Origin of the sequence: Paenibacillus taichungensis (assembly GCF_013359905.1) — a bacterium.
GTDB classification, from domain to species: domain Bacteria; phylum Bacillota; class Bacilli; order Paenibacillales; family Paenibacillaceae; genus Paenibacillus; species Paenibacillus taichungensis.
In genome coordinates this window covers 16786-35820 of record NZ_JABMCC010000085.1, presented here as the reverse complement: position 1 = coordinate 35820, position 19035 = coordinate 16786, and the positions used below count along the sequence as shown (strand labels likewise).

At 47.6% G+C, this 19035-nt stretch carries 12 protein-coding genes; 9 read left to right on the top strand and 3 right to left on the bottom strand.

Translation table 11 applies throughout. From position 1 onward, the window contains the following. Positions 1–25: 25 nt before the first annotated feature. Positions 26–1300 (bottom strand): sensor histidine kinase, encoded by a 1275-nt coding sequence (locus HP548_RS02210; RefSeq protein ID WP_175380734.1) that lies wholly within the window; start codon positions 1298–1300, stop codon positions 26–28. A 209-nt stretch (positions 1301–1509) separates the two neighbouring features. Here HP548_RS02210 and HP548_RS02205 point away from each other — a divergent pair, with 209 nt between their 5' ends. From HP548_RS02205 to HP548_RS02195, 3 genes are read left to right on the top strand one after another with little or no spacing between them, the layout of a single operon-like run. Beyond that, positions 1510–2445, top strand: a complete 936-nt coding sequence (locus HP548_RS02205; protein WP_079695673.1) for an ABC transporter ATP-binding protein — start codon at positions 1510–1512, stop codon at positions 2443–2445. An 11-nt stretch (positions 2446–2456) separates the two neighbouring features. After that, positions 2457–3647, top strand: a complete 1191-nt coding sequence (locus tag HP548_RS02200) for an ABC transporter permease (RefSeq protein ID WP_175380733.1) — start codon at positions 2457–2459, stop codon at positions 3645–3647. After that, positions 3640–4818, top strand: a complete 1179-nt coding sequence (locus HP548_RS02195; protein ID WP_076287648.1) for an ABC transporter permease — start codon at positions 3640–3642, stop codon at positions 4816–4818. The genes HP548_RS02200 and HP548_RS02195 overlap by 8 nt, the downstream gene beginning before the upstream one ends. 188 nt (positions 4819–5006) lie before the next feature. On the opposite strand, the gene HP548_RS02190 is transcribed toward HP548_RS02195, so the two are convergent. Continuing rightward, a complete protein-coding gene (locus HP548_RS02190; RefSeq protein WP_099859229.1) occupies positions 5007–5849 on the bottom strand; it encodes a flagellar motor protein MotB in 843 nt (280 codons plus the stop codon). Further along, positions 5833–6630, bottom strand: a complete 798-nt coding sequence (locus tag HP548_RS02185) for a flagellar motor protein (RefSeq protein WP_175380732.1) — start codon at positions 6628–6630, stop codon at positions 5833–5835. Before HP548_RS02185 ends, HP548_RS02190 begins: the two co-directional genes overlap by 17 nt. 169 nt (positions 6631–6799) lie before the next feature. Here HP548_RS02185 and uvrB point away from each other — a divergent pair, with 169 nt between their 5' ends. The 6 genes from uvrB (at position 6800) to HP548_RS02155 (ending at position 19005) form a co-directional block, all read left to right on the top strand. Further along, entirely contained in the window at positions 6800–8791 is a 1992-nt protein-coding gene (gene uvrB / locus HP548_RS02180; protein ID WP_076287651.1) for an excinuclease ABC subunit UvrB, read from the top strand. Positions 8792–9387: 596 nt separating this feature from the next. After that, positions 9388–12246: an excinuclease ABC subunit UvrA gene (gene uvrA, locus HP548_RS02175; protein ID WP_076287652.1), complete on the top strand. Its 2859-nt coding sequence runs from the start codon at positions 9388–9390 to the stop codon at positions 12244–12246. Between the two features lie 320 nt (positions 12247–12566). Then, positions 12567–12779 (top strand): hypothetical protein, encoded by a 213-nt coding sequence (locus HP548_RS02170; protein WP_076287653.1) that lies wholly within the window; start codon positions 12567–12569, stop codon positions 12777–12779. Positions 12780–13050: 271 nt separating this feature from the next. Continuing rightward, the gene (locus HP548_RS02165; protein ID WP_246317874.1) at positions 13051–14217 is read left to right on the top strand and encodes a S1C family serine protease; all 1167 of its coding nucleotides are present in this window, start codon (positions 13051–13053) and stop codon (positions 14215–14217) included. A 43-nt stretch (positions 14218–14260) separates the two neighbouring features. Beyond that, complete coding sequence (locus HP548_RS02160; RefSeq protein WP_246317872.1) at positions 14261–16159, top strand: stalk domain-containing protein; 1899 nt, start codon at positions 14261–14263, stop codon at positions 16157–16159. A gap of 332 nt (positions 16160–16491) precedes the next feature. After that, positions 16492–19005: a U32 family peptidase gene (locus HP548_RS02155; protein ID WP_175380731.1), complete on the top strand. Its 2514-nt coding sequence runs from the start codon at positions 16492–16494 to the stop codon at positions 19003–19005. The last annotated feature ends 30 nt before the right edge of the window (positions 19006–19035 follow it).

Sequence of the window (19035 nt, the reverse complement as noted above, 5' to 3'; positions counted from 1 at the left end):
AAATCACTTCCTTTTTCAGATCAGTTCAGATCAGTTCAGCTTTGTTCGCCATAGGCAGGCGTGTAATCACCGTATAGGGATAGTCCGACTTGATCTCCAGTTTCCCACCAACCATCTGTGTGCGTAGGCGCATTCCTTCAAGTCCCATGCCGAGTCCTGTAGACTCTGCCTTTACGTCCGGTTTAGCACGAGATCCTTCATGTCTTCTTTTCGTTTGTTCCTTGGTGGAAAGGGTATGGATCCTCCCATCGTTGCTGATGGACATACAGATTTCTCTTTCCCCAAATTCCAGTTCCACACTAATCGTAGTGGCATTACCATGACGGAGTGCATTGGTCACGGCCTCTTTGGCATTTTTGTACAAGACAATCTGCATACTGGGATAGAGTGCATGTGAATGCCCACGCACTTCGTAACGCGTTTTCACACCTGTTTCCCGGCCAACGTCTTCAAGCAGACGATCTAATGCATAGGCATCGGATATATAAGAGTCAGGCCGCAATTTGTGAAGCGTGGTGCGCATGTCATCCATACTGGAGGCCAATTGATCCCGAATCTGTCTCACCATTTCTGTGCCCTGTTCAGGATGTATAGGGAGGGTCAAGAGGGCTGCCTCAGACATCATTTTAGTACGAATCAGGCGATGACCAATATCATCATGAAGCTGTCGGGATATCCGGGTACGCTCCTCAACCTGTGCTGCTCCTTCAAGCTGCTTCGTGAATTGCAGCAATTGTTCGCGTGCCTCCTGAAGCTCGTAATGTTTACTTCGCAGCTCATCGTACACCTGTTCAAGCTGCCCACGGCTGCTCGCGCTTCTAGACCCCTGCCAAGAGAGTGTTGCGGTGATGAGCAGGAGCAAGTTACCTGCAACCCGAGCCATTGTCTCTTGGGTGAAGCTAAAAGGAATGGCCGTGTTGGTGTGAAGTGTAAGCCACGAATGAAGCTCCTGTGGTGGGACGTAATACCAATGTAGCGCAATATTGCTGGCTATAAGCTGAATGGTGAGCATTAACCACCGCTGGGTCCTATCCAGTCTGTACATGTACACATAAAGCGCAGATAAGGAGAGGAAAAACATAAATGGGCCATATAGAGCGATCAGCCAGCAGCTGAAGAGGATTTCGGCCGCGAGCAGCAAAAGCTGCATACTTGAACGGGAGAAGTCTTTCCACACCGCGAGTCCTAGCGCAATGATAATATACAGAGTATAACTATCTTCTTGTTCCAGGGGTAGCACCAGAATGTACAGGACCGCAGGAACTATGAGTAAACCGTATTGCAGCAACCGTATCGGCATATGTCAGAGACATCCTTTATTTTAGAAGTGAAGGTATACCTTACGGTAATGTATGTCGATTATATCATAGGCAGTTTTCCCAACCGAAGATGACTTAAGTCACCTTTGTTTCATGACCTTTCGTACCTTCGCAGAAGATCACAATTCGTTACAATACAGATATGAAAATCCAGTCGCAGGAAGCTGGACGGAAGAGGAGTGTATAATCTATGGCTATGCTTGAAGTGGATCACGTCGTGAAACGATACGGTAGCAAGCTGTCAGTGGATCATTTAAATCTGAGTGTCGGTAAAGGTGAAATTTTTGGATTGCTTGGACCCAATGGAGCTGGGAAAAGTACTACCATTAGCATGATTGCTGGTCTTTTAAATATGGATCAGGGTGAAATTCGGTTGGATGGCATATCAGTCAAGGAGCGGCCGCTTGAAGTAAAACGCAAAATCGGGCTGGTACCACAGGATCTGGCTCTATACGAAACGATGACCGCTGCGGAGAATGTCACTTTTTTTGCCCGACTATATGGACTCCGTGGAAAAATGCTTAAAGAAAGAGTGCAGGAATCCCTCGAATTTGTAGGTTTGCAGGACAAAGCGAAGGATGCCCCATCCACTTTCTCTGGCGGTATGAAACGCAGGCTGAACATTGCGTGTGCCATTATGCATCGGCCGGATTTAATCATTATGGATGAACCAACAGTGGGCATTGACCCGCAATCACGGAATCATATTTTGGAGTCGGTCCGTACGCTTAATCAGATGGGATCAACCATTATTTATACAAGTCATTACATGGAGGAAGTTGCTGCAATCAGTCACCGGGTAGCGATTATGGATCAGGGGCATATCATTGCCTGCGGCACCGAAGCAGAACTGAGAGAACGGGTTGCATCTGAGGAAAAAATAGTGCTCACCACTTCGGGCATTGGTCACGACGTTGTGGAGGAGTTAAAACTTCACCCCCGTGTGCGGGCAGTAGAAGTATCAGACGATACATTGACCATTACGCTGCCTTCTGCACAGCAGGACCTACAGGATATGCTCTTCATTTGCAGCAAACATGAAATCTCCATTCAATCGCTCAAGGTTGAAGAGCCTGATTTGGAAACGCTCTTCCTCAATCTGACCGGACGTACGCTTCGGGACTAGGAGGATGTCAGATGAACATATGGCATATTTGCATCTTTGAATTGAGACGGATTCTGAGAATTCGTTCCGTTCTGCTGAATCTGTTTATTCTGCCGCTGCTGCTCATCTTTATATTGGGTACTGCACTCTCCAGTACAATGGGGACGGCAAAAGAAGCCATTCCTGACCCAGTGAGAGTAGGGATCATTCAAACAGAAGAGGATTCCGGTTCAGATGCGATCAGTAAAGCACTAAATACATTTGTGACATCTTTGGCAGTAAGCGAAATGATGAAGGTACAGAACATACCTACGGAAAAAGAGGCTGTAAGTGCACTTCGACGTGGTGATCTGGATTTTGCCGTAATTGTCCCATCAGATCTGGAAGAGCAGGTCATGAAGGGGGAAGAGGCGAGGTTGCAATGGATACTGGGGAAAGATGGCACGCTCAATGTTGTGGGTGAGACTTTGTTTACGCGGTTCACGGATGAACTGAACAGACAGGTCGCTGCTGCGAAAGTGTTAGGTCCTGACGCAGTAGCTGCAATGGCTGAGCATTCACAGACCAATAGAACGAGCTCTTCATATATAGCCGTCAGCAGTCCCGGAGAAGTGGGTACCTCTTATAGTGCTTCACAATATTATGCAGCTTCCATGCTCGCCATGTTCATGCTTTACTCAGGTATGACAACCAGCAACAGTCTGTTTGGTGAGAGAGACAAAAAAACGCTAACTCGCTTACAGGCAGCTCCAATAGGCAATGGGGTCATTTTTGGAGGGAAAATTGCAGGCAACAGCCTAATTGCTTTCTTGCAGGCCATCATCATCGTACTGGCGACACATTGGTTATATGGTGTGAACTGGGGCACACATCCCTGGCTAATTGTTCTAATCTGTGTGCTGATTACGCTGGCTTCCATGACTCTCGGCGTGATTGTTGCCCTGCTTTTCAAGAATTCCGCATCCGCAAGCGCCGCTCTTCAAGGCATCATTATTGCCATGACATTTATTAGCGGTGGATTTACACCCATTGCCGTTGGTTTTGTACAGCGAATAAGCGAATTTACGGTAAACCACTGGGCTTTGCAAAGTTTTCTGCGGATGATGCTGAACGCTCCCTTAAGTGAGATTATGTACAGCATCATGATGCTTGGTTCGGTATGTGCAGTAATGGTGGCGGCAGCGGGACTGATCTATAGAAAGGCGGGATATCGCTATGAATAGCCTGAATATTGCCTGGCTGATGATCCGGCGCACGATTTTGCGCAAACGTGGTTTCATCACATTCTTTCTTCTTCCTTGCCTTGTCGTCACAGGAACAATTGCGCTGTTTGGGAGCGAGGAGGGAACACGTGCAGTCATTCCTTATGTAAACGAGGATCAGGGTGCAGCAGGCAGATGGATCTTGGATGAGCTTGGCCGCAAAGAGGAATATTTGCTCAAACCCATGAAAACCGTTGGGGAAGTTAATGAAGCCATCGCGCAGCAAAGGGGGAGTTCAGGACTTGTCATCCCGGCGCATTACACGGACAATTTACTGCAAGACAAACAGCCTGAAATCCAGCTGGTAGAACTTCGTGTCAGTGAAAGCTCTTATACGCTTAGAGCTGCTGTTGAAGGTTTGGCGGCGGGATTGAATCAATCTGCTTCGGCAGTATTGGCAGCAACAGATGCGGCATCGGGTGAGACTCCTGATCCAGCTCTGGCCCAAGCAAAATTTAAAGAGCTGTTAATTGAACTTGGTAAACATCAAATTTCGGGTGAAGCAACTGAGCTGAAGATTTATCCAAAACCGGGTTTGAACAACGTAACCGGATTTACAATTATGTTCATGATGGGTCTGCTGACCAGTACAGTTGCTGTTATTATGGAAGACCGCAGGAAGCGGACGATGGCCAGAGTCTACACGGCGCCGGTCCGCGCTTATGAAATTGCACTGGGCAATTTTTTGGGAAGTTTTGCGATCGGTTTGATCCAAATTGTTTTGGTGCTGGTGATTAGCAGATGGGGGCTACATTATGATGCGGGGCTTCCATTTGGCATCCATCTTCTCATTCTGGCCGCATTTATGCTGGTCTCCATGGGGATTGCGAGTACGGTTGCCGGTTTGATTCGTGAATCCAAAAATGCAACTATGCTGAATTCACTGATTATCACACCGACGTGTATGATTGGTGGCTGTTTCTGGCCGCTGTCGATCATGCCGGATTACATGCAAAAACTTGCTAATTTTGTTCCGCAGAAATGGGCGATTCAAGCGGTGGAAACGATCTCTGCTGGTGGTACGTTGTCGGATATTACAATGCCGCTACTGATACTGTTTGGCATGGCAGCTATTTTACTGACGGTGGGTTCTGCGATTCTTCGTCCCAGCCAGCCAGGCGTAGATGCGTAATGTGTTGATCGTTTGTATGATGAAGGTAATCACACCGTGTGCCATTGCTGTACAACGAAGAAAATAAGGATCTGTCGTTTAGCAATAAGAGATAGAAGTATAAAAAAAAGCACGTTCTGCTGAATCGAATTCAGTAAGAACGTGCTTTTTATAATAAAGCAAGGATCCTTCATAGGAAATGTTGGAGATTAAGGCTGGAGTTGACGTAAAACGGTGATTTCCACACGTCTATTTTTTTGCCGCCCTGCGGCGGTAGTATTATCCCCAGTTGGGCGCGTATCCGCGTATCCGGCATATTGGAATCCGTCAGGGTCAAGCTTTTCTTTGTCGAGAAAAAAACGCAATACAGACAGTGCACGTTCCCCGGAAAGCTCCCAATTATCTTTATAGGTAGCGTTTGCTCCGACAGGAACGTTATCCGTATGCCCTTCAATGCTGACAACTGTACTCAAATCGCGGAACAGGCTTGCCAATTTGCTCAGTGTGGGTGCAGCATCACTTTTGAGTGCGGCTTTTCCCTGATCAAACAGGAAGCGGTCACTGAGTGTGATAGAAATGCCTTGCGGCTTGTCTGCAACAAAAATCTGATTTTCCAGTTTATTGTCTTCGATATACTGGGTAATCACATTGAACAGATTTTGCAGTTCCTGCTCCTGTGATCTGAATTGCTCTTCACGCTCCGTAAGTGGCTGATCTTCATCATCTGGCGTACCTGTCTCGGAGCCGGAAGGAGAACCTTCGCCTTCTCCGGGATCTTCACCCTGAATCTGAGAAGGTGGATTTTTGGTAATGGCTTGTCCAGCTGTACCACCAAGGCCTTCCCCTTGATCAAGCAGGGAATTGGATTGGTTGAAAGTATTTTGCAACGATTGAGTAACCACATCGTATTTACCAGAATCCAGATTGCTCATGGCATACATGATCACAAAAAAGATCAGTAGCAGGGTAATGAGATCGGCATAGGTAATCATCCAGCGATCTCGATGATCTCCAGGTTCACGTTTTCCGCGCCGTTTACTGCGCCGACTCATCCAATCCCTCCTTCACTACAGGACGTGTAATTTGGCGGTGAGTAAGTGTAAAGGACTCGAGCCGTTTACGCACAAGCTGAGGGTTTTCCCCGTTCTGGATGGATAGTACGCCTTCGAGCAGCATTTCCATCGTTTGAATTTCGTCTGCTCCACGGGATTTAATTTTGGAAGCAATGGGTAAAAAGATAAGATTGGCACTGGCGACCCCGTAAAGGGTTGCGGTAAAGGCAACAGCAATTGCTGGTCCGAGTCCGGTAGGATCGGTCAGACTGCCAAGTACCTGAATAAGTCCCATCACGGTACCAATGATACCCATCGTTGGAGCATAACCGCCTGCTGATTCAAAAATTTTGGCATAACCTTCATATTTTTGTTCGACGGAATCAATCTCCATCTCCATGATCTGGCGAACTACATCCTGATCTGTGCCATCGACAACCATTTGAATACCATCTTGTAAAAATGGATGCGGATGGTCTATCACTTTTCGTTCCAGTGCAAGTACGCCTGAGCGGCGAGCAATTGAAGACATATCTACAAGTTCTTCAACCCACTGGCTTGAGTCATTGTTGTTACGCCCAAAGGCCATGCGGAGGGCAGCAGGAATCGTACGCAGCCGATGTGCAGGGAAACTGGCAACAACTGCGGCGATCGTTCCACCAAATACAATTAGAGCAGCGGTCTTTTGCATCAGACCGGATAATTGGCCACCTTCCCATAAGAAACCACTAATGACTGCGGCAATCCCGGCAATAATGCCGATAAGTGTCGCAATATCCATAAATTAACCCACTCCTATCTTTAGTTCGCGATTGCATCACTTGCACAGACGAGGTATAATTAAACGGGAACAAATATTCTTATTACTATAAGTTTTCCCATATGTAAATTCGGGGAACTTCGACAATATATAGTGACTATTATTTTAGACGATAGGGTGAGATACGGCAATGAGCGATATTATAATGAGCGACAAAACGTTCGAAATCGAGTCAGAGTTTTCTCCCCAAGGTGATCAGCCTGTAGCCATTGAAGAATTGGTGAAGGGTGTTCAGGAAGGGAAGAGATATCAGACGCTGCTGGGTGCAACCGGTACAGGTAAGACATTCACCATTGCACAGACGATTGCCAAGCTGCAACGTCCCACGCTGATTATTGCCCACAATAAAACGCTGGCAGCACAGCTTGCAAGTGAGTTCAAAGACTTTTTTCCGAATAACATGGTTGAGTATTTTGTCAGTTACTACGATTACTTTCAGCCAGAAGCCTATATTCCTTCCTCGGATACGTATATCGAGAAGGATTCAAGTATCAATGAAGAGATCGATAAGTTGCGCCATGCGGCTACGAGTTCATTGTTTGAACGCAGGGATGTCATTATTGTAGCGAGTGTATCCTGCATCTATGGTTTGGGTTCGCCGCACTCCTATTCCAGCATGCTTCTGTCCCTACGGGTAGGGATGGAGAAACCACGCAATCAGATTTTGTCTCGTCTGGTAGAGATTCAATATCAGCGTAATGACATTAACTTTGTGCGTGGCACGTTCCGCGTTCGCGGTGACGTTATCGAGATTTTCCCTGCATCAAAGGGTGAACATGCGATTCGGGTGGAATTGTTCGGTGATGAGATTGAAAAGATTACGGAGATTGACGTGTTAACTGGAGAATTGGTTGGCGAACGTGAACATATCGCCATCTTCCCGGCATCTCACTTCGTAACCCAAGAAGAGACGATGCGTGTCGCGCTGGTGAACATTGAGCGTGAACTGGAAGAACGTCTTGAAGTGCTGAGAGAACAGGGGAAATTGCTGGAGGCTCAGCGACTGGAGCAACGTACACGTTACGATATCGAGATGATGAAGGAAGTAGGGTTCTGTTCAGGGATTGAGAACTATTCCGGACCACTGACGTTCCGTGAACGAGGCGATACACCTTACACACTGATGGACTATTTCCCAGATGATATGTTGATTGTGGTCGATGAGTCCCACGTGACGCTGCCACAGATCCGTGCAATGTATAACGGTGACCAAGCACGGAAGACTGTACTTGTTGATCACGGATTCCGTCTGCCATCTGCACTGGATAACCGTCCGCTCAAATTCGACGAGTTTGAAGAAAAGATGAATCAGATCATTTATGTATCCGCGACACCAGGTCCTTACGAGATAGAGCATACGGATACGATGGTACAACAGATCATTCGTCCAACCGGTCTGCTTGATCCAATTATTGAACTGCGTCCAACGAAGGGGCAGATCGATGACCTGATCGGTGAGATTAACGACCGGATTGCGAAAGACGAGCGGGTTCTGATTACAACATTAACGAAGAAGATGTCCGAGGATTTAACAGATTATCTGAAGGAGATCGGAATCAAGGTTCGTTATTTGCACTCCGAGATCAAGACGTTGGAGCGTATGGCGATCCTGCGTGATCTAAGGCTAGGGGTTTTCCATGTCCTTATCGGAATCAACTTGCTCCGGGAAGGTCTGGATCTTCCAGAAGTTTCTCTGGTAGCCATTTTGGATGCCGACAAAGAAGGCTTCCTACGCTCGGAACGCTCACTGATCCAAACGATTGGTCGGGCAGCGCGGAACAGCGAAGGTAGAGTCATTCTGTATGGTGACAAAGTGACGGATTCGATGGATAAGGCAATTAAGGAAACGGAACGCCGTCGTGCAATCCAGATTGAATATAACGAAGAGCATGGCATTACACCACAGACGATACGTAAAAAAGTGCGTGATGTGATTGAAGCAACCAAAGTTGCCGAATCCAAGAAAGACTATCTTACAGGCGCTGCCGAGAAGATGTCGAAGAAGGAACGTCAGTCACTTATTCAGCGCCTAGAGGCAGAGATGAAAGACGCAGCCAAAAACTTGCAGTTTGAGCGTGCTGCTGAACTTCGCGATGCTTTGCTGGAACTGCGCGCAGAATAGCTTATTAAGACAGACAGCATAAGTTTAAGATAGAGGCACAGTAATGAATGTGTCGCAGCAAGGATAGATCTGCAACAAGAGAACGGCCGGGTGGCCGTTCTCTTGTTGAGTCAGGAAATCAGTGATGTCTACCGATAATTAGACATGTTGAAAACCTAAAATCAGGTCTATACTGATAGAAAAGTTGAAATTGGTTAAACGGTTTATAGGAAAAGATTTGGAAGTTGTGTCCCCAGGATCTTAGCCAAAGGCAATGGCGAACTTCGCGAACGAGGCGAAGCTGTGAGCGTCCTGGTGTTTAAGGGGAGCCGAGCCAAAGGCAATGGCGACCTATCGCGAACGAGGCGAAGCCGTGAGCGCCCTCTCGTGGTAGAGCGGCCGTCCAAGAGACCGGCGATCGGCCGGGATCTTGGACGAAGCTGCTGGCACACGACAACCTTCACATAGCAAGACCCGACCATTCACCATTGCACCGCTTGTTTCGGGTGTCCAGAGGGCTGTGCCCTTTGGGGCCCTCCCTTGGAAGGGAGGGTTTGGGAGGGATCGAAAAGCCTTTAAAAAAGGTTGGAATTTCAACATTGAAAGGATGAATACCATTGGCGAGCGAGAACATTGTCATCAAAGGCGCGCGAGCGCATAACCTCAAAAACATTGATATCACCATCCCGCGTGACCGTTTTGTTGTATTGACCGGTCTGAGTGGCTCAGGCAAGTCCTCGCTGGCTTTTGATACGATATATGCCGAAGGACAGCGACGTTACGTTGAATCATTATCGGCTTATGCACGACAGTTTCTGGGGCAGATGGAGAAACCGGACGTTGATTCCATTGAAGGATTATCCCCGGCTATCTCCATAGATCAGAAAACGACAAGTCGTAACCCGCGTTCTACTGTGGGAACCGTTACGGAAATCTATGACTATCTGCGTCTGTTATTTGCACGTGTGGGACATCCTCATTGTCCGGATCATGGCGTGGAAATTAGCTCCCAGACCGTTGAACAAATGGTAGACCGCATAATGCAATATCCTGAACGGACCCGGTTGCAGATTCTGGCACCGATTGTCTCGGGACGCAAGGGTGAACACAAAAGTGTGTTTTCCGATATCTCCAAACAAGGTTTTGTCCGTGTTCGAGTGAACGGAGAGTTACGTGATCTGTCCGAAGATATTCAATTGGAGAAGAACAAAAAACATACGATTGAAGTTGTGGTTGACCGGATAGTGATCAAGGAAGATGTGCAATCACGTTTGGCCGACTCTATTGAGACTGCACTTAATCTGTCCGGTGGACAACTGCTGGTAGATATTATGGGTGAAGAAGAACTGCGTTTCAGTTCCAACTTTGCCTGCCCGGTGTGCGGGTTCAGTATTGAAGAGCTGGCGCCGCGCATGTTTTCATTCAACAGCCCCTTTGGCGCCTGCCCGGATTGTGATGGATTAGGTGTCAAAATGATTGTTGACCCGGACCTGTTAGTACCGGATCGTAGCAAAACAATTGAAGACGGTGCGTTTGATGCTTGGACAGGTGGCACATCCACCTATTATCCGCAGTTCCTCAAATCGGTATGCGAGCACTTTAACATTCCACAAAACGTACCTGTAGAAGATTTGCCTGCTGAACAAATGAACAAGCTGTTGCAGGGTACAGGTACGGAGAAAATTCGTTTCCGGTACGAGAATGATTTTGGACAACGGAAAGAAGCACTGGTTACCTTTGAGGGTATTGTGAATAATCTGGAGCGCCGTTACCGTGAGACAGCATCCGAAGGTATCCGTGAATTCATTGAAGGTTATATGAGTGCTAAGCCTTGTGGAACATGTAAAGGTCAGCGACTGAAACGTGAAAGCCTTGCTGTTACGATTAACGATCACAACATGGCTTATGTGACAAGTTTGTCCATTGGAGAAGCTGGTCGTTTCTTCGACTCGCTACAATTGAGTGAAAAAGAAGAAATAATCGCTAAGCTTATTTTAAAAGAAATCAACAGCCGTCTCGGCTTCCTGGTAAACGTAGGATTAGATTATCTGACCCTGAGCCGTGCTGCAGGAACGTTGTCCGGTGGTGAAGCCCAGCGGATCAGACTGGCGACACAGATTGGTTCCAGCCTGATGGGTGTACTGTATATTCTGGATGAGCCGAGTATCGGTCTGCATCAACGGGATAACGATCGTCTGATCTCAACTCTCGCTCATATGCGGGATATCGGTAACACACTGATCGTGGTTGAACATGATGAGGATACGATGATGGCCGCCGATTATATTATCGATATTGGTCCTGGGGCAGGTATCCACGGTGGTACCATCATGTCTCAGGGCACACCGGAAGAAATCATGAATGACGAGAACTCGTTAACGGGTCAATATCTGAGCGGGCGCAAGTTTATTCCGGTACGTACGGAACGTCGTAGTGTCGGGGACCGCTGGCTGGAAGTGCGTGGAGCGAAGGAAAATAACCTGAAAAACCTCAATGTAAAAATTCCAGTGGGTGTATTCACCGCAGTAACGGGTGTATCCGGCTCGGGTAAATCAACGCTAATTAATGAGATTTTGTATAAAACGCTGGCGCGTGATTTGAACCGCGCACGAGTACGCCCAGGTCAGCACAAAGAGATTCGCGGTCTGGAACATATCGATAAAGTCATTGATATTGACCAGTCTCCAATCGGACGGACACCACGTTCCAACCCAGCTACCTATACAGGCGTCTTTGATGACATCCGTGATCTGTTTGCACAGACCAATGAAGCCAAAGTGCGCGGATACAAAAAAGGCAGATTTAGTTTCAATATTAAAGGTGGTCGTTGTGAAGCATGTCGCGGGGACGGCATTATCAAAATTGAGATGCACTTCCTGCCAGATGTCTACGTGCCTTGTGAGGTCTGCAAAGGCAAACGGTACAATCGCGAAACCCTTGAAGTCAAATACAAAAATAGAAATATTGCAGATGTGCTGGAAATGACGGTAGAGGATGCAACGCAGTTCTTCGAGAACATTCCGAAAATTCATCGCAAAATGCAAACCTTGCTCGACGTGGGGTTGGGCTATATTAACTTGGGACAGCCTGCAACAACGTTGTCCGGTGGTGAAGCACAACGCGTGAAGCTTGCTTCCGAGCTGTATCGTCGCAGTACGGGTAAAACCATCTATATTCTGGACGAGCCAACGACTGGTCTTCATGTCGATGATATTGATCGTCTGCTGAACGTCCTGCACCGTCTGGTGGATTCGGGAGAATCGGTACTGGTTATCGAGCATAACCTGGACGTTATCAAAACAGCCGATTATATCGTTGATCTGGGTCCAGAAGGTGGAAGTGGTGGCGGAACCATTGTTGCGACAGGTACGCCAGAGGATATTATTAAAGTGGAAGCTTCATATACAGGTAAGTACTTGAAGCCTGTATTGGAGCGGGATACGGAACGAAGCAAGACGTTGCAATTGACGGAGTAAATGCTCCAGTTTACAGCTTGTTTTTAAATATCTAACCCTTCTTTTCATGAAGTAGGCGCATCGATGTATGATTCGATGTCCTCTTCTTCCGAGAAGAAGGGTTTTCTGATATTTTGCCGTTGTGTCAATCTTATATGACATCGGTGAAAGTGTTTACATATGCGGTAGAGCAAGCATTCCAACAATCTACTGCCAAACTGGATTTTTTTCATTTTTCTGGATGATAGGGCTTGCATTACAAGCAGGGTACAGATAACATAGAGGAAGATATTAGGGTATGCGTTTAGCTGTTCAACTATGGTGAGGAGGTCTGTCTATCCATGCTGTTTGCAGAAGCTGCCGCGGCGAGTACTTCGAATTTTAATGCGTTTGATATTTTTGTCATCTTATTTACGATCCTGATTTTCATCGGAGTGGTTCGTCTGCTTCGCGCACCGAAGAAGAATTTGTTTGCTATCGGATTTGCAGTGGTCAGTCTGCTTGTATTCCTTTTGACGGACTATGCCATGATTACCGGTTGGTTTGGTTCGTAGACAACGCTGAACTTATTTGAAAACAGCAAGTAGAAGAACAGACAAACACTTTCCATGGAATTTAGGAGGGTGTTTTTTTGTGTTTTGCAGAGTGGTGTGGATAATACGGCCTTCTCTATAGAAATTAGGTCTTAAAGCGATTGTACAGGAATAATTTGTATGTTAAATTTGAGGATACCGGTATTGCAGATAATAGAGAAAGAGATTCAGTGTTGGATCCTATGGTTTCGGTTGCATAACGGAGGATATATAGAGAGGGTTAGGTGAGAGAATGAGAGTGTTGGGGAAAAAGGGTGTAGCCATACTGATGGCTGCTGTGCTCTCGATCAGTGTTGCAGCAACGGCTGGAGCAGCGGAGTCTTCATCAAGTATGCAAGCCAAAGTGGTAGATGGACAAGTATATGTTAATTCAAAGGATTTAGTCAAAGCGCTCGGAGGAACTGGCCAATATGACGCCAAATCTGGAACGTTTCAGTATAAGGGCAGTGAAGCAGTCCCGAAAGTAATTGAAAAAGTATCTCCGTCTGTTGTAGGCATCATCGGCAAATCTACTGAATCACAGGATGGCGTCACATCGGACCGTTATAACCTGGCTCATGGCACTGGCGTGATCATCCGCTCTAACGGCTGGATTGTGACGAACGCCCATGTAGTTGATGGATTAATCGATCCGTTGGTCGTGACGACCGATGGCAATACATATAAAATCACCAAAACATACAGTGACCCTTTGAGCGATATCGCTCTAATCAAAATTAATGCTAAATCTCTTAAACCGGCGACCTTTGCCAAAGCTTCACAAACAAGCGTTGGAGAAACCGTCATTGCCATCGGCACACCGATCTCCTTCTCTTTGCGTAACTCGGCGACAGTAGGCGTAATCAGTGGGCTTAATCGGGGAGTGGAGGCCACCTATCGGTTGATTCAAACAGATACGGCCATTAATCCGGGCAACAGCGGCGGACCGCTGGTCAACCTCAAAGGTGAAGTTGTTGGTATTAACTCTATGAAATTTTCAGCAGTGGGTATCGAGAGCATGGGATTTTCAATTCCAGTAGATACCGTTCAATATATTATCAATCAGTTCTTTGAATACGGAAAAATCAAGCGTGCAAGCCTTGGACTGCAACTGGAAGAGAGCTGGTCAGCGATTGTGGGCCTGCCTACAGATGATCCTTTGACGATTACGGGTGTGCTGTCAGCTCAAGCGAAGAAAGCCAAAATCAAAGAGGGAGATGTGTTATACAGTGTGGCAGGCACACGTGTGTCCTCTGTGGTGGATATCAATGAGCTGCTCAAAGCGTATGTGCCAGGTCAGAAGGTCAAACTGTTAATGCAAACGGACGGCGATATTGTCACTCGTACGGTGGTCCTTGCTGATCGAGCGGATTTCCAAGACGATGAAGATGAGCAGTTCACTGTAGATGAAGATCAATAAAGCCCGGCGAGCAATCCGGATACAGAGAGGACGAATGAACGGAATGAAAAAATCATTTTTACGTGTGCTGAGCACAGGAATGTTAGCCGGGATGCTGAGCATTGGAGCGGCATTGCCTGCGGGGGCATCCGATCTTATATCAAGTGAGCTGCGGATCACAGCGGGTAGTACGAGCGCCTATATCAATGGCAGCAAGCAGGCAATCGCCAAACCATATAAGTTCAAAGGGGTTACGATGGTTCCTGTCGGTGTATTCAAGAAAGCTTTTGGTAGTGAGATCCGACTGGAGAAGAATGATGTGGTCAAGGTTAAGGAAGGCCCGCATACTGTCACCTTAACCATTGGCAGTTCGATTGCCTGGGTGGATGGAGTCAAAAAAGAGATGGGCGCTGCCCCAAAAATGGTAAATGGCGTGCTCATGGTGCCGCTCCGACCGGTAGCCGCGGGGATTGGCGCTACACTTGCCCCTAGTAGCTCTGGAGAAATGGTCATTCGATTATTGCAAACGGATGAATCGGTGGATGAGGACGAGGGCGGCATTAATCTGGACGAAGGCAAAACGAGAATTGGTAACAGTTATTACGGCTGGTCCATTAATTACCCATCTGACCTCATGATTCTGCAAACGGGTGAGCAGGAGCGCATGATGACATTTGGCGCGGAAGACAGCAGTTATTATCTTGAAGTGTATGTGAGTGACCAGGATGTTAATCTGGATTCGGATGATTTGTTACAGCAGCTTGTTCAGGAAGCGAAAGAGAGCGGAGATACGGTGCTCGATCGGGAATCAATTGACAAAGGGAAAACCCCTTATGCCCGGATTGTGGTTAAAGATGCGGACGGGGTGTTATGGGAAATGCGTCAATATATCCATGATGGTCGCCAATTTGATGTATATCTCGCGGATTATGAAGCACTGAATTACAAGGATCTGGGCAAACGTGCAGCGCTGCTTAATTCATTCCAGCCTACTTATGCACAGTCCGATCGTACAATTAAGGATCTTTCAACCGTAGATGAGGGTATGCGCTCTACCTGGAATGACGATTATGGCATTGAACTGAAGATTCCAGCAGGTTGGTCCATGGACAACACACAGATGATATATGAAGGCAAAGATGGTGCATATCTGCAGCTGCGTGTTACATCTGCACCGAAAGGTGCGACGGTCAAAGAGTGGAGCGGCCAACTGGACAAATGGATGCGTGAGACGTTCACGCCGGAAAGTTATGAACCGATAGGTTCGTATACGATGGATGTATCAGGCGAGACTGCTGAGGTGAATGAGTTCCGTTATAACTTTGGCGATGGATGGCAGACGGAGTTTGATGTTCTTTTGCAAAAAAACGGCTATCGCTATTATGCAGAGTATACGTTCCCTGAGGAGCAGACGAAGGATCGTGAATGGTTTAAGAGTATCATGAAGAGTGTCGAGATTGATTTTGATACCGTATCCGATAATTTCGGACAGCTGGATGAAGACCCGTATTTGACGGATAAAACAAAAGCTGTGACACGAACGTCCAAACGTTATCATTACAGTGTAGATATTCCGCGTTACTGGACGCCGTACAATGATCGGTTTGAGTATTCTCCTGTCGTGTATACCTTCACAGGTGGCCAATTCTCCATTGCCGCAAGTGAGGACAAATCCATTGAAATGACCGTCAGCCAACTTAGAGAGGCCTATGCGGAAGCAACCAAAACACGTAAAAACTTCAAGTTGCTTAGCAGTGAGGAGTTGACGTTTGCGGGTGTGCCTGCGTTTTCCTTTATCTATCATGAAGTGGACAATGGTGTGCCGTATACCGGACGTCAGATCGTGTTTGAACAGAATGGAACGACGTATACCATTACGAGCGGGCTGAATGACGCCAACAAGACAGAAGTCCAGGCAGCGGCGCTGGAAAAAGCCGTAAACTCATTTACTTTTATCAAATAATGCGAAATACTGAAATAAAATAGATGTGTGTTGCCGGAGGGTCAAGAGACCTTCCGGTTTTTCATATTGAGATGGAAATGAAAATGATAAACGGTTTTTTCAGGAAAGCGTAGAAGAGTCGTTGCAGAAGTGGTACACTATACTAGTTCAGGAGTTATGACTGCTGTTCTGAAAAATAAGAATGACTGTAGGCTTGGGAATCAGGCAATACAGACATAATGTATAGATATAGCGATACAGTGATAATGCAGGCGTATGGAATTAAGGTACAGGATTTAGCGTACAGGGTACAGGGATGAAATCCGGCTATGCCGGTTATGGGGAGGATACACATGAAAACAGCAACAATACGAAGAGAAGACGTTGAGCTTCTGGCACCCGCAGGTGACTGGGATTGTATGCGTTCGGCGGTAGCCAACGGCGCGGATGCGATTTTCTTCGGAGTCGAAAAATTTAATGCACGGGCACGGGCGAACAATTTCCGTATGGACGAGCTGCCGGAGATTATGGCGTTTTTGCACAGTTATGGCGTAAAAGGTTTTTTGACCTTTAATATATTGATTTTTGAAAATGAATTGACGGATGCCAAAGAACTGATTGATGCTTGTGTCGATGCAGGTGTGGATGCCGTAATTGTACAGGATTTGGGTCTGGTCAAAATGATTCGCGAGATCTCGCCGGATTTCCCGATTCACGGTTCCACCCAAATGACGATTACGTCACCGGAAGCGGTGGAGTTTACGAAGCCGTTTGATATGGAACGTGTCGTGCTTGGACGGGAGAACAATCTGAAGCAGATCCAGAAGATCGGAGAACAGGCGAAGTTGCCGATGGAAGTATTTGTTCACGGTGCGTTGTGTGTATCTTATTCTGGGCAATGTTTGACATCTGAAATGTGGGGTGGACGCTCCGCCAACCGTGGGGAATGTGCACAGGCTTGTCGTCTGCCGTACGACCTGATGGTGGATGGTGAGCATAAACCAATGGGCGATGTGGCGTATCTGCTGTCTCCGAAGGATCTGGCTGCGATTGACTTGATGCCGGAACTGATCGAAGCAGGCGTAACTTCCTTCAAAATCGAAGGACGTCTCAAAACGCCGGAATACGTGGCCAACGTGGTTAGTAAATACCGCAAAGCGATTGACCGTTACTTTGATGGAGATAATACGCCTCCAAGTAAGGAAGAAGTTCGTGAATTGCAGCAGAGCTTCTCTCGTGGATTCACGCACGGTTTCCTGGACGGAACGAACAATAAACAGCTGGTTGACGGTACGTTCCCGAAAAGCCGTGGCGTCTATCTGGGTCGTGTAGACCAAGTGTTGCGTGATGGTGTTGTCCTGAAGCTTGATGCACCCGTGAAACGTGGAGACGGAATCGTATTTGATGCCGGAGATCCGACGAAGAAGGAAGAGGGCGGACGTGTCTACGATGTACGTCGCAAAGGTGTGAAGCTTGAAGGCGAAGCCGAGGAAGGCTGGATCGTGGACGTTGTACCAGGCCGTAGTGACGTGGACCTGCGCCGCGTGAAAGTTGGCGACAAAGTGTGGAAAACGAATGACCCTGCGCTGGACAAACATCTGCGTCAGAGCTTTGAAACCGAGAAGCCTTATCGCATCTTCCCGGTAAACGTAAAAGTTATCGGCAGCCCTGGGCAGCCGCTCAGCACATGGTGGACGGACGTGCAGAAGGGCACGACGGTCCGTGTGAATTCCGAGATGGAACTGGATATTGCCCAGAAGCGTCCAATGACGCACGAACTGCTCGAAGAGCAATTCGGACGTCTGGGCGGCACTGTGTTCCAGCTGGAAGAATTGGACGTCAACCTGCATGGTGACGTCATCATACCGATGCGCGAGTTGAATAACATTCGCCGTCAGGCGGTGGAACAACTCGCGGGCGAGCGCCCTAAACCGCCCGTGTATGTGAAACGGGCGGTGGAAGTCTACGGCGATGCGGTTAAACCAGCAGCGCCAGTTGCTCGCGGTCATGCGGAGCTGACCGCGCTCTGCCGCAGCCTGCCACAAGTAGAGGCAGCGCTGGAAGCGGGTGTCGGCATGATCTACGCCGACTTCGAGTTTATCAAGCAGTTCCCGGCAGCGGTGGAAGCTGTTCGTGCCGCAGGCCGCAAGATTGCGTTGGCAACACCACGCATTCATATGCCTGGTGAGAACGGGTATCACAACAACATCCTGCGTTTGCAGCCGGATGCTGTGCTCGTACGTAATACGGGTGCATTGTACTTCTACTTGCGCCACCGGATGGAGAACCCGGATGCGAAGCATCCTGAATTGATCGGTGACTTCTCACTCAACATTGCCAATCACAAAGCAGTGGAACTGTTCCTGGAAGCAGGTTGTGACTGGATTACACCTTCTTATGACCTGAACATTCAGCAAATGGTTGATTTGCTGGGACACTCCCGTACAAGTCAGACGGAAGTCGTTATTCATCAGCATTTGCCGATGTTCCATACTGAGCACTGTGTGTACTGTACGTTTATGAGTGAAGGAACGGACTTTACCAACTGTGGACGTCCATGTGAAGATCACCGGGCTTCCTTGCAAGACCGGATCGGTATGTCTCACCCGGTACGTGTGGACGAAGGTTGCCGTAATACCGTGTATAATGCAGTGGAACAATCCGGTGCTGAATACCTGACCAACTTCATGGATCTGGGTGTATCCCGTTACCGTGTTGAATTCCTGGAGGAAACTCCAGAGCAGGTGCGCGAGGTTATTGATCTGTACAACCGTGCTCTGCGTGGCGAGATCAGTGGTACACAAGTTTGGAAAACACTGAAAGCAACAAACCAGCTTGGCGTAACGCGTGGTCAACTGGTGAAATAATAGATCGAAACGGAAATAAACAGAACAAGC